This window comes from Blastococcus sp. SYSU DS1021, from assembly GCF_054050995.1.
In genome coordinates this window covers 1-16,087 of record NZ_JBJHAL010000031.1, presented here as the reverse complement: position 1 = coordinate 16,087, position 16,087 = coordinate 1, and the positions used below count along the sequence as shown (strand labels likewise).

The window sequence follows — 16,087 nt, the reverse complement described above, 5'->3', positions numbered from 1 at the left end:
CTGAGCACCGCACCCGAGCAGCCGGACGGGTTGCTGGGCCCGGCCGCCATCCGCGAGCTGGCCCAGCGGCTCGACCTGCGCCCCACCAAGACCCTCGGGCAGAACTTCCTGCACGACGCCAACACGATCCGGCGGATCGTGCGGACCGCGGACCTGCGGCCCGATGACGTCGTCCTAGAGGTGGGTCCCGGGCTGGGCTCGCTGACCCTCGGCCTGCTGCCGGCCGCCGCGCAGGTGACGGCGGTGGAGATCGACCCGCGGCTGGCCGCGCTCCTGCCCGAGACCGTCGCCGCGCGCCGCCCCGACCTCGCCGACCGGCTCACCGTGGTCCAGGCCGACGCGCTGCGGGTCCAGGAGCTGCCCGGGCCCCCGCCCACCGCGCTGGTGGCGAACCTGCCCTACAACATCGCGGTGCCGGTGCTGCTGCACCTGCTCGAGCTGCTGCCCACCCTCGACCGGGCGCTGGTGCTCGTGCAGGCGGAGGTGGCCGAACGGCTGGCCGCCGCGCCCGGGACGTCCGCGTACGGCGTCCCCTCGGTCAAGGCCGCCTGGTACGGCGAGGTGCGCCGGGCCGGCAACGTCGGCCGCCGGGTCTTCTGGCCCGAGCCCAACGTCGACTCGGGGCTGGTGGCCCTCGTCCGCCGGCCGCCCCCAGCGGGGGACCGGGAGGCGACCTTCGCCGTGGTGGACGCGGCCTTCGGCATGCGGCGCAAGGGCTTGCGGGCGGCGCTGGCTCGCTGGGCCGGCGGCCCCGCCGCGGCCGAGGCGCGCCTGCGCGCCGCCGGCATCGAGCCCTCCGCCCGCGGTGAGCAGCTCTCCCTCGCCGACTTCGCCCGGCTGGCCGGCACCGGAGCGGTGCAGCCGTGAGCGGCCGGGACGCGGTGGTCGTCCGGGCGCCGGCGAAGATCAACGTGCACCTGGGCGTGGGACCCCTGCGCGCCGACGGGTTCCACGCGCTGCAGACCGTCTACCTCGCCGTGTCGCTGCACGACACCGTCACCGCGCGGCCGGGCGAGGGGCTGTCCCTGCGGGTGACCGGGGAAGGGGCCGGCGCGGCCGACGGCCCGGGACAGGTGCCCGCCGACCGCACCAACCTGGTCTGGCGGGCCGCGGAGCTGCTCGCCGCGCACGCGGGCGTCCGCGCCGACGCCGACCTGGAGGTGTCCAAGAGCATCCCGGTCGCCGCGGGGCTGGCCGGCGGCAGCGCCGACGCGGCGGCGACGCTGGTGGCGCTGGACGCGCTCTGGGGGACCCGGGCCGGCCGCGAGGACCTGCTGTCGCTCGCCGCCGAGCTGGGCAGCGACGTGCCGTTCGCCCTCGTCGGCGGTGTCGCCCTGGGCACGGGCCGGGGGGAGCAGGTCTCACCGGTGCTCACCGGCGGGCGCTGGCACTGGGTGCTCGGCATCGCCGGGGAGGGGTTGTCCACCCCGGCCGTCTACGCCGAGCTCGACCGGATGCGCGCCGCCGGCCGGCTGCCCGACGCGGCCGGGCCGACGCCGGCCGACCCGGTGCTCGCCGCGCTGCGCTCGGGCTCGACGACGGAGCTCGCCGCTGCCCTGGTCAACGACCTGCAGCCGGCCGCCCTGGCCCTGCGGCCGGAGCTGCGCCGGGCGCTGCGCGCGGCCGAGGACGCCGGCGCCCGCGCCGTGCTGGTGAGCGGCTCGGGACCCACGGTGGCCGCGCTCGCGGCCGACGAGCGGTCCGCCGTCCGGCTCGCGGCCGAGCTCGCCGGCGTCGGCGCGTTCCGCACGGTGCGGGCCGTCACGGGCCCGGTCCCCGGGGCCCGGCCGACCGCCTGACGGGAGCCCGCGGGATCGCCCCGCGGGCTCCGGAGCTCAGCTGCCGGTGGCCGCGGGCAGCCGCCGCTTGGCCGCCAGCCGCACGGGGTCGGGCCACTTGACGTTCCAGGCCCAGCCGAGCTTCTCGAACACCCAGATGGTGCGGGCGCTGATGTCGATCTGCCCGCGCAGCACGCCGTGCCGGGCGCAGGTCGGGTCGGCGTGGTGGAGGTTGTGCCACGACTCGCCCGCGCTGAGGATCGCCAGCGGCCAGAAGTTCGTCGCGCGGTCACGGCCCGGGGAGACGAACGGGCGGTCGCCGACCACGTGGCAGACCGAGTTGATCGACCAGGTGACGTGGTGCAGCAGCGCGATGCGGACCAGCCCCGCCCAGAAGAACGCCGTCCAGGCGCCGGCCCAGCTCATCGTCACCAGGCCGCCGATGACGGCCGGGAGGAAAAGGCTGATCGCCGCCCACACCACGAACAGCCGGTCGGTGGTGACCAGCGCGGAGTCCTTCATCAGGTCGGGTGCGTAGCGCTCCTGGCTGGTCTTGCGCCGCTCGAACAGCCAGCCGAGGTGGGCGTGGAACATGCCCTTGAGCAGCGCGCGGGCGTCGCTGCCGTAGCGCCACGGCGAGTGCGGGTCGCCGTCGCGGTCGGAGAAGGCGTGGTGCCGCCGGTGGTCGGCCACCCACTGCACGACCGGGCCCTGCACCGCCATGGACCCGGCGACGGCCAGCAGCAGCCGGAGCGGGCGCTTGGCCTTGAAGGAGCCGTGCGTGAAGTACCGGTGGTAGCCCACGGTCACGCCGAGGAGCGTGAAGAAGTAGAAGCCGACGGCGAGCCCCACGTCGAGCCAGGACAGCCCCCAGCCCCACACGGCCGGGACGACGGCCGCCAGGGCGAGGAAGGGCACCACCACGAAGACGTAGAGGGTGACGATCTCCAGGACGCTCTTGCGTCGGCCGATCGCGTTGGCCGGGAGCCCGGCGTGCGGTTCCGCGGGACGCGGAGGAGCCATGGGCCGGGTGCGGGCAGGAGCAGACAAGGGGCCTCCGAGGGCGACCGGTGGGGGATCGGCCGGCGCGCACTGGGGCCCGGCTGCGTGGCCGTAACGTACGGCACCCCGGGTGAGTCGGCGAGCCGACGGCGGGGAATCGGTCCCCACGCGGGTGCTGCCCACGCCGGCGGGGCCCTAGGCTCGTCCCGGGCGCCGCTCCCCGGCGCCCTCCGGGCCGGCACGGCCCGGGGATGGGGGATGGGGTAATCGGCAGCCCGCCGGCCTTTGGAGCCGGGAAGTCTCGGTTCGAGTCCGAGTCCCCCAGCGCAACCCGCCGACGCCGATCGAGGAGTTCCGTGACCCACGTGCAGCCGGCCCCTGCCCACGCCGCGCCGGCGGTGGCCGCCGTCGTCGTCCTGGCCGCCGGGCAGGGCACCCGCATGCGCTCGACCACCCCGAAGGTGCTGCACCCGCTGGGCGGGCGCAGCATGCTCGGCCACGTGCTCGCCGCCACGGAGCCGCTCGGCGCCGGCGCGACGGTCGTGGTGGTCGGCTCCGGTCGCGACCAGGTCGAGGAGCACCTGGCGCAGATCGCGCCCACCGCGCTGCCCGTCGTCCAGGAGGAGCAGCTGGGCTCGGGGCACGCGGCCGCGGTCGCCCTGGCCGCGGTCCCGGAACTCGAGGGGCCGGTGCTGCTGGTCAACGGTGACGCACCGCTGCTCCGGGCGGCGACCGTGGCGCGCCTGGTGGACGAGCACCTGCGGGCGGGGAACGTGCTCACGGTCCTCACCGCGGAGGTGGCCGACCCGACCGGTCTGGGCCGCATCGTGCGGGACGCCGACGGCCGGGTGCGCGCGATCGTGGAGCAGCGCGACGCCACACCGGAGCAGCGGGCGATCCGCGAGATCAACGCCGGCGTCTACGTCGGCGACGCCGCGGTCCTCCGGTCGTCGCTGGGCCGCATCGACGCCGGCAACGACCAGGGCGAGCTCTACGTCACCGACGTCCTCGGTCTGCTCGTCGGCGACGGGGCGCCGGTCGGCGGGGTGCGTGCCGAGGATCCCGACGACGTGCTCGGCTGCAACGACCGGGTGGAGCTGGCCGCCCGCCGGCGCACCCTCAACGACCGGGTGCTCGCCGAGCTCATGCGCAGCGGCGTCACCGTCGTCGACCCGCTCACCACGTGGGTCGACGTCACCGTGACGGTGGGCCGCGACGCCGTCCTGGAGCCCGGCACGCACCTCCAGGGGGTGACCTCGGTGGGTGATGCTGCCCACGTGGGCCCGGACACCACGCTGGTCGACACCGAGGTGGGGGAGGGGGCCACCGTGGTGCGGGCGCACGCGGTCGGTGCGCGGATCGGTCCGCGGGTCTCGGTCGGCCCGTTCGCCTACCTGCGGCCGGGCACCGACCTCGCGGCCGGGGCGAAGGTCGGCACCTTCGTGGAGACGAAGAACGCGCAGGTGGGGGAGGGCGCGAAGATCCCGCACCTGTCCTACGTCGGCGACGCCACGATCGGCCGCGGCACCAACATCGGGGCGGCCACCGTGTTCGTCAACTACGACGGCGTGGCCAAGCACCGCACGACGATCGGCGACCACGCGCGCACCGGCGCCGACAACATGTTCGTGGCGCCGGTCACGGTGGGCGACGGCGCCTACACCGCCGCGGGGTCGGTCATCACCTCCGATGTGCCCCCCGGGGCGATGGCCGTCGCCCGGGCACCCCAGCGCAATGTGGCAGGCTGGGTACGTCGCCGACGGCCCGGTTCGCCCGCTGCGGAGGCCGCGGCAGCGGCCGAGAACCGGACCGAGGCACCCGGGGAGGACCGGTCCGGGCCCTCCCGTGCGGACTCCGACAGCTAGGGGCAGCGAGCCGATGAGCGCCATCCGGCAGACGACGAACAAGAGCATGATGCTCTTCTCCGGCCGGGCCTACCCCGCGCTGGCCGACGAGATCGCCGGTCACCTGGGCGTGACCCCCACCCCGACGGCCGCCTACGAGTTCGCCAACGGCGAGCTGTTCGTGCGCTTCGAGGAGTCGGTGCGCGGCTGCGACGCCTTCGTGGTGCAGAGCCACACCGCCCCGATCAACACGTGGCTGATGGAGCAGCTGATCATGGTCGACGCGCTCAAGCGCGCCTCGGCCAAGCGGATCACCGTCGTCGCGCCGTTCTTCCCCTACGCCCGGCAGGACAAGAAGCACCGCGGGCGCGAGCCCATCTCCGCCCGGCTGGTCGCCGACATGTTCAAGACCGCCGGCGCCGACCGGCTGATGACCGTCGACCTGCACACCGCCCAGATCCAGGGCTTCTTCGACGGCCCGGTCGACCACCTCTTCGCCCTCGACCTGCTGGTCAAGCACGTCTGCGACCGCTGGGGCGACCGCGACATCACCGTCGTCTCGCCGGACTCCGGCCGGGTCCGGGTCTCCGAGCGGTGGAGCGACAAGCTCGGCGGCACCCCGCTGGCCTTCATCCACAAGACCCGCGACCCGCTGGTCGCCAACGAGGTCGTCGCCAACCGCGTCGTCGGTGAGGTCGAGGGCCGGGTCTGCATCCTGGTCGACGACATGATCGACACCGGCGGCACGATCGTGAAGGCCGCCGAGACGCTGTTCGAAGCGGGCGCCGCCGACGTGATCGTCACGGCCACGCACGGCGTGCTGTCGGGCCCCGCGGTCGAGCGGCTGTCCAACAGCAAGGTCAGCGAGGTCATCGTGACCAACACGCTGCCGATCGAGCCGGAGCGGCAGTTCGACAAGCTCACCGTCCTCTCCATCGCCCCGCTGCTCGCGCGGGCGATCAAGGAGGTCTTCGAGGACGGCTCGGTCACCAGCCTGTTCGACGGCGCCAGCTGACACACCGGTCCGCGCCCGCCGGTCGTCCCCTGGGAGGATGGCCGGCGTGCCGGCTCGCTGCAGACTCGGTGACGCGCAGGTCGCCGCCGTCGCCCGCTACCACTTCGGCCTGGTCGGCTCCGCGCCGGACCTGCCCGCCGCGGAGGAGTACGAGGACGCCCAGGGCGTGGTCGTGGCGACCTCCGACGGCGAGGACCTGACCGTCGCGGAGGTGCCGCGCTGGGAGCCGCCGGCCGCGGTGGCGGCCCGGCTCCGCGAGCGTGGCTGGCAGTCCCCGGCCGCCTGGGTCGGTGCCCCGCCGGCCGACGTCTCGAGCCTGCCGCCCCGGTTGCTGGTGCTGCTGCCGGCGGCCGGGCTCCCGCCGGACTCCGCGGCGCTGGCGCAGCGTGCCGCCGCCTGGGGACCGGTCCGCACCGGGGGGCGGGAGGTCGTCGTCCTGCCGGTCCCGGTGACGCCGGGGAGCCCCGAGGTCCCGGCCGAGGAGGTCGCCGCCGCGTACGGGGCGACCCTGCTGGGCAGCGAGCTCGGCGTCGCCCCGCCCCGCACCGGGGGGCTCGTCGTCTTCTGCACCGGGCTCTCCGGCGCCGGCAAGTCGACCATCGCCGCCCGCCTGGTGGAGCTGCTGGTCGAGGGTGGGCGGACCGTGACGCTGCTCGACGGCGACGAGGTGCGCCACCACCTCTCCGCGGGCCTGGGTTTCTCGCGGGCCGACCGGGACACCAACGTCCTGCGCATCGGCTGGGTGGCCGCGCAGATCGCCAAGCACGGCGGTGTCGCGGTCTGCGCCCCCATCGCCCCCTACGCCGAGGTGCGCACCGCCGTCCGCAGGGAGGTCGAGCGGCAGGCCGGACCGGGCAGCTTCGTGCTGGTGCACGTGGCGACGTCGCTGGCGGACTGCGAGGCGCGCGACCGCAAGGGGCTCTACGCCAAGGCGCGGCGCGGGGAGATCCCGGCGTTCACCGGGATCAGCGATCCGTACGAGGCGCCGACCGATGCCGAGGTCACCGTCGGCACCAGTGGGCGGACGGTCGACGACTGCGCGCGGCAGGTGCTCGACGCGGTGCTCGGCGGCTGACCGGGCTGGGGTAACCTGGCTCCCGTTGCCCGGCGAGGGAGACGGTCCACCCGTACTCCGTGATCGACGTGCGTGTGCCCCGTGGGGTGTGCTGCGCCCGGTCGCCGGCCCGCAGACCGATCCACCTTCCGAGGAGCACATTCACCGTGGCTGACTACCGTCTCGAGGCCGAGACCCGCACCGAGTTCGGCAAGGGCAGCGCCCGCCGCACCCGGCGCGCCGGCCGCGTCCCCGCCGTCCTCTACGGGCACGGCCAGGACGTCGTCCACCTCTCGCTGCCGGCGCGCGAGTTCGCCGCGGCGCTGCGCAACGGTGGCGCCAACGCCCTGCTGACCATCGTCCTGGACGGCAAGGAGCAGCTGGCGCTGACCAAGGCCGTCCAGCGCGACCCGCTGACCCGCGTGCACGAGCACGTCGACCTGCTGGTCGTCCGCCGCGGCGAGAAGACCACCGTCGACGTGCCGATCGTCGTCGTCGGTCAGCCGGCGCCGGACGCCATCCCGAACCACCAGCTGAACACCGTCTCCATCGAGGCGGACGCGACGCGCCTGCCGGACAGCATCGAGGTCGACGTCACCGGCCGCGACGCCGGGCAGAACATCACCGCCGGCGACCTGGTCCTGCCGGCCGGTTCGACCCTGATCACCGACCCCGAGGCACTGGTCATCGGCTTCCTGGGTGCGCCCACGGCCGAGGCGCTCGAGGCCGAGCTCGCCGACGCCGAGGCCGAGGCCGGCATCGAGCGCGAGGAGTCCGCGGAGGCGGCCGAGGGCGCCGGCGAGGGCGACGTCGTCCCCGAGCCCCTGGCGCAGGGCAGCGGCGAGTCGATGGACGCCGCCGAGAACAGCAAGAACGACTGAGGCATCCGCTGATCGAGAGCACGGCCCGCAGGGGCGCCGGCACCGCCGGCGCCCCTGCGGCGTCCCCGCCGCCCGAGGGGCCCTACCTGGTCGTCGGGCTGGGCAACCCCGGGCCGGCGTACGCCGGCAACCGGCACAACGTCGGCGCGATGGTCCTCGAGGAGCTCGCCCGTCGAGCCGGGATCCGGCTCGCCCCGGGCAAGGGTGCCCGTTCCCGCGCGGTCTCCGGCGAGGGCCGGCTGGCGGGCAGGCGAGTCGTGCTCGCGCAGCCCACGACCTACATGAACGAGTCCGGTGGCCCGGTGCGCGGCCTGCTCGACTACCACAAGCTCCCGGCCGAGCAGCTGGTCGTCGTCCACGACGAGCTGGACATCGACTTCGGGGTGGTGCGGCTCAAGCGCGGGGGTGGGGAGGGCGGCCACAACGGGCTGCGCTCGATCACCCGGTCCACCGGCACCAAGGACTACCTGCGGGTGCGGGTCGGCATCGGCCGGCCTCCCGGTCGGCAGGACCCCGCCGACTTCGTGCTGAAGGACTTCTCGGCGACCGAGCGCAAGGAGCTGGATCTGCTGCTCGTGGAGGCCGCAGACGCCACCGAGCTCCTCCTCACCAGCGGCCTGGAGGCCGCGCAGAACCAGGTCCACCCCCGCGGCTGACGACCGTCGCCGGGCGTTCCGCGGCCCTATCGGGTGACAGGGTGACGCTTCGTGTTGACGCCCGCCCTGACGCGCTGTGAGGGTTGCTCTCGATCAGCACCGCTACGTGCCGGGTTGCTTCCCTGCTCAGGCCGCCGCGCGCCGGCCGACGGCAGTAGCCGACTACGGTGCGTGACGTTCGGGGGGACGCATGCTTCTGGACCGCCAGCAGGCGAGCTCGGGTGAGGTGATCCTGCCGGGGGCCCCCGGCGGATCCGCCGCCGCTCCCGGGCGTACGCGGCTGCCCGCCCGTCGCTCCGCGCCGGCCTGGGTGCGGTCCTACACGGTGACGCTCGTCGGGGTGGAGAGCGTGCTGGCCGCCGTCGCGAGCGGCACCGTGCTGCTGGCCCGTGCCGCACCCGCCGGGCCGGGCACGGCGCTCTTCTGGGCCGCGCTCGGTCTCGTGCTGGCCTGGCCGGTGCTCCTGGCGGCCACCGGTGCCTACTCCGAACGGTCGTACGGCACCGGCAGCGACGAGTACCGCCGTGTCGGCCGCGCAGGCCTGCTGCTCCTGGGCGGGACCAGCTTCCTCTCCTACGCCGCCGCGCTGGAGCTGAGTCGCGCGCTCGTCGTCGTGGCCATCCCTGCCCTCACCGCCGCCACGCTGCTCGGCCGGTACGCCGCCCGCACCCGGCTGCGCGCCCTCCGGGCGCAGGGCCGGTGCACGAAGAAGGTCGTCGTCGTGGGGCGTGGCGGTGCGGTGCTGGAGCTGGTCGGGCGGCTGCAGCGGGAACGCTTCGGCGGGCTGGAGGTCGTCGCCGCCGCCGTCACCCCGGCCGACCGGGTGCGGGTCGCCGAGCGCGCCGGCGTCCCCGTGGCGGGCCTGGACGACGTCCTGCTCCTCGCCGACACCTACGGGGCGGACACCATCGCGGTCACCTCCGCCAGCGAGACGGCGGCGCAGTACCTGCGGCAGCTGTCCTGGCAGCTGGAGGGCACCGGGCTCGAGCTCCTCGTGGCCCCGGGCCTGATCGAGGTCGCCGGGCCGCGGCTGCACATCCGCCCCTTCGAGGGGCTGCCGCTGCTGGCGGTGGAGGAGCCGTGCTTCGAGGGGTGGCGACGCGTCGTCAAGGGCGGCATGGACCGCGCCGTGGCGGCTCTGGCGCTGCTCGCCCTCTCGCCGGTGCTGCTGCTCATCGCCGCGGCCGTGCGGCTCACCAGCCCCGGCCCGGTGCTCTACCGCCAGGAGCGGGTCGGCCTGGGTGGGCGGACCTTCACGATGCTGAAGTTCCGCAGCATGGTGGTCGACGCCGACCAGCAGCTCGACGCCCTGCGCGCGGAGAACATCTCCGACGGCCCGCTGTTCAAGATCCGGGCAGATCCGCGGGTCACGCCGGTCGGGCGGCTGCTGCGCCGGCTCTCCCTCGACGAGCTGCCCCAGCTGCTCAACGTGCTCGGCGGAGCCATGTCGCTGGTGGGGCCGCGCCCACCGCTGCCCGCCGAGGTGGCGCGCTACGACTCCTCGGTGAGCCGCCGGCTGCTGGTCAAGCCCGGGCTCACCGGGCTCTGGCAGATCTCCGGCCGCAGCGACCTCTCGTGGGAGGAGTCCGTGCGCCTGGACCTCCGGTACGTGGAGAACTGGTCGCTGGCGCTGGACGTCGTGATCCTCTGGAAGACCGGGCGGGCCGTGCTGTCGCGCTCCGGCGCCTACTGACCTCCCCCTCGCGAGCGTCACCCGCACGGGTCATCCGGCCCCCGGAACCGTCCGCCCCGGCCCGCGAGGCGACGAAGCTCCTGGTCAGAGGACGTGGAACGGCACCCAGGTGGCCGGTTCCGCTGCACCAGGAGACGGACGGAGGGGCCATGCGGATCGCCATGGTCGGCACGCGCGGCGTACCCGCGCGGTACGGCGGGTTCGAGACCGCGGTCGAGGAGGTCGGTCGCCGGCTCGCCGAGCGGGGGCACCAGGTGGTCGTGTACTGCCGCACCGCCCCGGGTCAGGAGGCTCGGCCCGAACGCCACCTCGGCATGGAGCTGGTGCACCTCCCCGCCGCCCGCAAGCGGTCGCTGGAGACGCTGAGCCACTCGGCGCTCTCCGTGGCCCACCTGCTGGCGCACCGCACGGACGCGGCCTTCGTGTTCAACGCGGCCAACGCCCCCCTCATCCCGGCCCTGCGCGCCGCCCGGATCCCGGTCGCCACGCACGTCGACGGGCTGGAGTGGAAGCGCGCCAAGTGGGGCCCGATCGGGCAGCGCTACTACCGCGCGGCCGAGGCGCTGGCGGTCCGCTGGTCCGATGCCCTCATCGCCGACGCCCAGGGCATCGCCGACTACTACCGGTCGGAGTTCGGGGTGCCCACGACACTGCTGACCTACGGCGCCCCGATCATCGAACCGGGCACCGGCAAGCTCGCCGAGCTGGGGCTCACCCCGGGCGGGTACCACCTCGTGGTCGCCCGATTCGAGCCGGAGAACCACGTCGACGTCATCGTCGACGGGTACCGGCGCAGCCGGGCGCGCAAGCCGCTGGTCGTGGTCGGCTCCGCCCCCTACTCGGACGCGTACACCGCACGGGTGCACGGGCTCGCCGATGGGCGGGTGCGCTTCCTCGGCGGCGTGTGGGACCAGGAGCAGCTCGACCAGCTCTACGCCCACGCCTACACCTACCTGCACGGTCACTCGGTCGGTGGCACCAACCCCTCGCTGCTGCGCGCGATCGGCGCCGGTACCGCCGTCCTGGCCTACGACGTGGACTTCAACCGTGAGGTGATCGAGGACTCCGGCCGGTTCTTCGGCAGCCCCGCGGACGTGGCCTCGCTCGTGGACGCCGCCGAGGCCGACCCGGGCGCGGTCCGCCGCGCCGGCGTGCGGGCACGCGAACTGGCCCGGGGATACGACTGGGACTCGGTCGCCGCCGGCTACGAGCAGCTCGCCCGCCGGCTGGCCGGGCGCCAGGTGCCGAGCCGACGCCCGTCGGGCCGGCGCCTCCCCGAGCCCGGCCCGCTCCCTGCGCCGGTCCCCTTCCCGCGGGCGGCGGCGAGGGACGAGTCGGTGGCGGGCGGGCCGGCCGATCTGGCGTCCGACGTCATCCCGTTCCCCGGGGCTCAGCAGTGACGGCGACCCGCGCCGCGCAGCCAGCCCCGACGGGAGCCGAGGACTTCCGGACCACGGTGCGCCGCCTGTCCGCGGCGCAGAAGGGTGCCCAGGGGGCGCCTGCCTACTCGCGGTTCGTCAACCGCAAGCTGGGCCGGGTCCTCGCTGCGGCGGCCTTCCACGCGCGGCTGACCCCCAACGTGGTCACGGGCGTCAGCGCCGTGTTCACCACCTCGGCCATCGTGCTGCTCGCGCTCGGGAGCCCGTCGTGGACGACCGGGGTGGCCGTCTCCGTGCTCCTCGCGGTCGGGTACGCGTTCGACGCCGCGGACGGGCAGCTGGCCCGGCTGCGCGGTGGCGGGTCGCCCGCCGGCGAGTGGCTCGACCACATGGTGGACGCGGCCAAGACCTCGTCACTGCACCTGGCCGTGCTGATCCACCTCTACCGCTCCGAGGCGGTGCCCCGGGGGGTGTGGCTGCTGGTGCCCCTCGGGTTCTGCGTCGTCGCCGCGGTGCTCTTCTTCGGCACCATGCTGAACGAGGCGCTGCGCGAGCGGCACGGGGCGCGGACGCGGGCCGAGCGCACCGACGAGCGCCCCAGCGTGCTCCGCTCGCTCCTGGTCGTGCCCACGGACTACGGCCTGCTCTGCTGGGTGTTCGTCCTGCTGGGGACGCCCGACGTGTTCGTCGGCGCCTACTCCCTGCTGTTCCTCGCCACCGCGGGCTACCTCGCGCTGGCGTGCCTCAAGTGGTTCGGCGAGATCGGAAGGCTGCCGCAATGAACACTCCCCACGACGACGGGCTGCCCCCGCCGCCCCCTGCCCCGCGGGCCGCGGCCGTCCGGCGGTGGCTGCTCCCGGCGGTGGCCGTGCTGCTCGTCGCGGCCCTCGGCTTGGTGCTGCTCCTGACGGGTGAGGACGACCGGACGAACTCGGCCGGCGCTGATCCGGCGGCCCCGTCATCGGTTCAGCCCGCGGAGGCGACGGGGTCAGCGGAGCCGACGGTCCCGCCGCCGCCCCCCACACCCGAGCCGACCGGACCGACCGAGGACGTCGACGCTCCGCCGCCGTCGTTGCCGGAGGTGCCGCTCGACGCGCCGGCGCCTGTGGGCAACGGCATCGTCGCGACGTTGCCCTCCCTGGAGGCGATCGAGGGGACCGCGGTCGGCCCGGGCAACATCGCCGGACCGGCGCTGCGGGTGACCGTGCGGATCGAGAACGGCACATCGGCGGCGGTATCGCTGTCGGGCGTGGCCGTCAACCTCTACTACGGCCCCGACCGGGCGCCGGCGTCCCCTCTGGACGACCCGTCCCAGCGGCCCTTCACCGGCATGGTCGCCGCTGGCGCCTCCGCCGACGGCGTCTACGTGTTCACCGTCCCCGCCGACGCCCGCGACTCGGTCACCGTCGAGGTCGGTTACCAGGCCGGGGCCCCGCTACTGCTGTTCACGGGAGCTGCGCCCTGAGCGGCGCCTGCCCCCCCACCGGCGACCCCCGCCGCTGCGATCCGTCGCGGCGGCGGGGGTCGTCGGCGTTCCGGGGGGTGGAGCTCTGTCCGTCTGCACACGGAGAGTCACCGCTGGCTCGCCTGTGGTGTGCATAGTGCCTGGTCGTCACCTGATCGAGTGGGGTGACGGCCCCTGTCGTACGGATTCTGGTCACGCTTAGTGTTCGGCACCGTCCTCGGTGGACGGTTGCGTACGGAGACGAGCGGGGAGTCCATCCATGGGGGAACGGTCGAGCGGTGTGCCCAGGCGGGCGCTGGCCGGGCTGGTGAGCGGTGTGCTCGCGGCGGCAGCGTTCGGTGTCGGGGTGCCCGTGGCGCACGCGGACACGGCGCCGCCGGCGGTGAGCGCGACCGATCCGGTCACGGTCTCCGCCGACGCCCTGCCGACGGTGCAAATCAACGGTGTCGTCTGGGCGCAGGTCGTCGTGGGCGACACCGTGTACGCGGCCGGCTCGTTCACGCGGGCCCGTCCGGCCGGGGCCGCCCCGGGCACCCGGGAGACGGTGCGGAACAACCTGCTGGCGTACGACATCCGCACCGGTGAGCTGGTTACGTCGTTCGCGCCGGACCTCAACGGGCAGGCCCTGGCGGTCACCGCCTCCCCGGACGGTTCCCGCATCTACGTCGGCGGCGACTTCACCCGCGCCGACGGCCAGGTCCGCAACCGGATCGCCGCGTACGACACCCGCACCGGTGCGCTGGTGGAGAACTTCGCGCCCAGTGTCAACGGGCAGGTCCGCGCCCTCGCCGCCACCGCCTCCACCGTCTACCTCGGCGGCAGCCTGAGCGCCGTGGGCGGCGTCAGCCGCACCCGGCTCGCTGCGGTGTCGGCGGCCGACGGCTCGCTGCTGCCGTGGGCCCCGGTCCCCGGCACGGGCCCGACGGACGGCAACCGGATGCCGCTCTTCGACGCGAACGGCAAGGCGATCGGCGGCACGACGGACACCGCCGCCAACAGTCGGACCTCCAACGAGGTCATGGCGATCGTGGTCACCGGCGGCGGGAACCAGGTCGTCGTCGGCGGCCGCTTCTACTCGATGAACGGGGCGCGTGCCACGGCGGTCGCGGCGCTCGACCCCGTCTCCGGAGCCAACCGCGCCTTCGCCCTCAACCAGCTGCTGACCAACCAGGGTGCGCACTCCGCCGTCTGGAGCCTGTCCACGGATGGTGCGACCGTCTACGGCACGGCGTACGACTACTACGGCCCCGGCAACCTCGAGGGGGCCTTCGCCGCCGACGCCGCTGGCGGTGGCGTGCGGTTCATCGCCGACTGCCGCGGTGACAGCTACTCCAGCTTCCCGATGAACGGCGCGCTCTACACCGCCACGCACGCCCACCGCTGCAACAACATCGGTGGTTTCCCCGAGCAGGACCCGCAGGTCTGGAAGCGGGCCACCGCCGTGAGCCTCGCCGCCTCGGGCCGCGTGGGCAGCGACACGCTCGGCAACAACAACCTCAACGGCCAGCCGGCGCCGTCGTTGCTCACCTGGTTCCCCGAGTTCGCGGTGGGCACCTACACCCGCCAGTACCAGGGCGGCTGGAGCGTCTCGGGCAACGGTCAGTACCTCCTGTACGGCGGCGAGTTCCCCTCGGTGAACGGAAAGGCGCAGCAGGGCCTGGTCCGCTTCGCCATGCCCTCGATCGCCCCGAACGCACAGGGTCCCCGCGTCAACGGCGCGGTGAGCGTCACGCCCGTGGCCGCCGGCACGCTGCGGGTGGGCTGGCAGGGCGCCACCGATCTGGACAACCGGTACCTCACCTACCGGGTGTACCGGGACGGCGCCACGGCGCCCGTCGCCACCTTCACCCGTTCCTCACAGTGGTGGCAGGCTGCACCGCTGGCGTGGACCGATCGCGCGGTGCCGGCCGGGGCGCACAGCTATCGCGTCACGGTGTCCGACCCGTACGGCAACGAGGTGGTCATCGGCACGGCCTCGGGGACCTCGTCGGGAGCTGGGGTCGCACGTCTCTACGCAGACCTGGTGCACGCCGACGGAGCCACCGGCTACTGGCCGCTGGGGGAGCGCTCGGGTGCGACCGCCTTCGACCAGGGCGGCGTCGACGACCTCGGGGCGAGCGGCGGGGTCACCCGCGGCGTGACCGGTGCCCTCCGCGGCGACTCCGACGCCGGTGCCCGTTTCGACGGCACCAGCGGAACCTTCGCTACCCAGTCGCCGCGGCGTGGCCCGCACACCTTCTCCATCGAGGCGTGGTTCGAGACCCGGAGCACGACCGGGGGGAAGATCATCGGCTTCGGTGACCAGCGGACCGGGCTGAGCAACAACTACGACCGCCACCTCTGGCTCGACCCGGACGGCAGGCTGCACTTCGCGGTCTGGCCGGGGATGCCGTTCGAGCTCGTGAGCCAGCAGACCTACAACGACGGGTCGTACCACCACGTGGTCGCGACGCTCGGCCCGAACGGGCTGTCGCTGTACGTGGACGGGAAGCTGGTCGCCAGCCGCACGGACGGAATCTCGGCGCAGGAGATCCCCGCCGGCTACTGGCGGATCGGTGGCGACCGGAGCTGGTCGGGGGCCCCGTACTTCCCGGGGTCCATCGACGAGGTGGCGGTGTACCCGACCGTGCTCACCGCGGAACAGGTCGCCCGGCACCACGCGGCGGGCACCGGGGTAACGGTGGCCAACGTCCCGCCGACGGCGGTGTTCACGGCGACCGTCGCCGGCCTCACCGCCACGGTGGACGCCTCCGGTAGCAGCGACCAGGACGGGCGGGTCGCCGCCTACGCGTGGGACTTCGGTGACGGCGCGACCGGTATGGGCCCCACGGCGGCGCACACCTACGCCGCGCAGGGCACCTACACGGTGCGGCTGACGGTCACCGACGACCGCAACGGGACGGCCGCGACCGAGCACCAGGTCACCGTCCACACCCCGGAAGGGCTGCCATCGATCGCGAGTGACGCCTTCAACCGGGTGGTGTCGGGTGGGCTGGGGTCTGCGGATGTCGGTGGTGCGTGGACGGCGTGGGCCGGGGCCAGCCGGTTGTCGGTGAGCCCGGGTGTGGCGTCGTTCGAGTTGCCGGGGGCCGGTCACAACACCGGGGCGTATCTGGGTGGGGTGTCGGCGACCGATGTCGATGTCCGGGCGTCGTTCGGGTTGGCGTCGACCCCGACCGGTGGTGGGACGTATGTGTACGTGACCGGTCGTCGGGTGGAGTCGGGGCTGGAGTACCGGCCGCGGGTGCGGGTGCTGCCCGATGGTCGGGTGGCGGTGGCGTTGTCGCGGTTGGCCGGTGGGGTGGAGTCCTTCCCGGGTG

Annotated in this window: 13 protein-coding genes and 1 tRNA gene; 13 read left to right on the top strand and 1 reads right to left on the bottom strand. The window is 74.5% G+C overall.

Going from position 1 to position 16,087, the window contains the following annotated elements; genetic code table 11:
* Nucleotides 1-30 precede the first annotated feature (30 nt).
* On the top strand, nucleotides 31-867 hold the full coding sequence (rsmA, locus tag ACI8AP_RS18650) for a 16S rRNA (adenine(1518)-N(6)/adenine(1519)-N(6))-dimethyltransferase RsmA (protein WP_456590860.1): 837 nt from the start codon (nucleotides 31-33) through the stop codon (nucleotides 865-867).
* Nucleotides 864-1,799 carry a 4-(cytidine 5'-diphospho)-2-C-methyl-D-erythritol kinase gene (locus ACI8AP_RS18645; RefSeq protein WP_456590859.1) on the top strand — a complete coding sequence of 312 codons (936 nt, stop codon included), beginning with the start codon at nucleotides 864-866 and terminating at the stop codon, nucleotides 1,797-1,799. Before rsmA ends, ACI8AP_RS18645 begins: the two co-directional genes overlap by 4 nt.
* A gap of 36 nt (nucleotides 1,800-1,835) precedes the next feature.
* Here the strand turns inward: ACI8AP_RS18645 and ACI8AP_RS18640 are convergent, their stop codons facing one another.
* On the bottom strand, nucleotides 1,836-2,801 hold the full coding sequence (locus ACI8AP_RS18640; RefSeq protein WP_456590858.1) for an acyl-CoA desaturase: 966 nt from the start codon (nucleotides 2,799-2,801) through the stop codon (nucleotides 1,836-1,838).
* Between the two features lie 231 nt (nucleotides 2,802-3,032).
* Between ACI8AP_RS18640 and ACI8AP_RS18635 the strand changes: the two genes are divergently transcribed.
* From ACI8AP_RS18635 to ACI8AP_RS18585, 11 genes are all read left to right on the top strand, one after another.
* Nucleotides 3,033-3,105 (top strand) — tRNA-Gln (locus ACI8AP_RS18635).
* Nucleotides 3,106-3,136: 31 nt separating this feature from the next.
* Nucleotides 3,137-4,645 (top strand): bifunctional UDP-N-acetylglucosamine diphosphorylase/glucosamine-1-phosphate N-acetyltransferase GlmU, encoded by a 1,509-nt coding sequence (gene glmU, locus ACI8AP_RS18630; protein WP_456590857.1) that lies wholly within the window; start codon nucleotides 3,137-3,139, stop codon nucleotides 4,643-4,645.
* A 13-nt stretch (nucleotides 4,646-4,658) separates the two neighbouring features.
* Nucleotides 4,659-5,639: a ribose-phosphate diphosphokinase gene (locus tag ACI8AP_RS18625; protein ID WP_456590856.1), complete on the top strand. Its 981-nt coding sequence runs from the start codon at nucleotides 4,659-4,661 to the stop codon at nucleotides 5,637-5,639.
* Nucleotides 5,640-5,685: 46 nt separating this feature from the next.
* Nucleotides 5,686-6,714 carry an adenylyl-sulfate kinase gene (cysC, locus tag ACI8AP_RS18620; RefSeq protein WP_456590855.1) on the top strand — a complete coding sequence of 343 codons (1,029 nt, stop codon included), beginning with the start codon at nucleotides 5,686-5,688 and terminating at the stop codon, nucleotides 6,712-6,714.
* A gap of 146 nt (nucleotides 6,715-6,860) precedes the next feature.
* Complete coding sequence (locus ACI8AP_RS18615; RefSeq protein ID WP_456590854.1) at nucleotides 6,861-7,574, top strand: 50S ribosomal protein L25/general stress protein Ctc; 714 nt, start codon at nucleotides 6,861-6,863, stop codon at nucleotides 7,572-7,574.
* A gap of 11 nt (nucleotides 7,575-7,585) precedes the next feature.
* Entirely contained in the window at nucleotides 7,586-8,230 is a 645-nt protein-coding gene (gene pth / locus ACI8AP_RS18610) for an aminoacyl-tRNA hydrolase (protein WP_456590901.1), read from the top strand.
* Between the two features lie 190 nt (nucleotides 8,231-8,420).
* Nucleotides 8,421-9,923, top strand: coding sequence for a sugar transferase (locus tag ACI8AP_RS18605; RefSeq protein ID WP_456590853.1), 1,503 nt, complete (start codon nucleotides 8,421-8,423; stop codon nucleotides 9,921-9,923).
* A gap of 149 nt (nucleotides 9,924-10,072) precedes the next feature.
* Nucleotides 10,073-11,323, top strand: a complete 1,251-nt coding sequence (locus ACI8AP_RS18600; RefSeq protein WP_456590852.1) for a DUF1972 domain-containing protein — start codon at nucleotides 10,073-10,075, stop codon at nucleotides 11,321-11,323.
* Between the two features lie 56 nt (nucleotides 11,324-11,379).
* The gene (locus ACI8AP_RS18595) at nucleotides 11,380-12,084 is read left to right on the top strand and encodes a CDP-alcohol phosphatidyltransferase family protein (protein WP_456590851.1); all 705 of its coding nucleotides are present in this window, start codon (nucleotides 11,380-11,382) and stop codon (nucleotides 12,082-12,084) included.
* The gene (locus ACI8AP_RS18590; protein WP_456590850.1) at nucleotides 12,081-12,767 is read left to right on the top strand and encodes a hypothetical protein; all 687 of its coding nucleotides are present in this window, start codon (nucleotides 12,081-12,083) and stop codon (nucleotides 12,765-12,767) included. The genes ACI8AP_RS18595 and ACI8AP_RS18590 overlap by 4 nt, the downstream gene beginning before the upstream one ends.
* Before the next feature lie 259 nt (nucleotides 12,768-13,026).
* A partial coding sequence (locus tag ACI8AP_RS18585) for a LamG-like jellyroll fold domain-containing protein (protein WP_456590849.1) occupies nucleotides 13,027-16,087 on the top strand: 3,061 nt, incomplete at its 3' end.

Coding starts and splice junctions, on each gene's coding strand:
- ACI8AP_RS18640 (WP_456590858.1), bottom strand. CDS start 2,801: ATGGCTCCTCCGCGTCCCGCGGAACCGCACGCCGGGCTCCCGGCCAAC.
- ACI8AP_RS18600 (WP_456590852.1), top strand. CDS start 10,073: ATGCGGATCGCCATGGTCGGCACGCGCGGCGTACCCGCGCGGTACGGC.
- ACI8AP_RS18590 (WP_456590850.1), top strand. CDS start 12,081: ATGAACACTCCCCACGACGACGGGCTGCCCCCGCCGCCCCCTGCCCCG.
- ACI8AP_RS18625 (WP_456590856.1), top strand. CDS start 4,659: ATGAGCGCCATCCGGCAGACGACGAACAAGAGCATGATGCTCTTCTCC.
- ACI8AP_RS18605 (WP_456590853.1), top strand. CDS start 8,421: ATGCTTCTGGACCGCCAGCAGGCGAGCTCGGGTGAGGTGATCCTGCCG.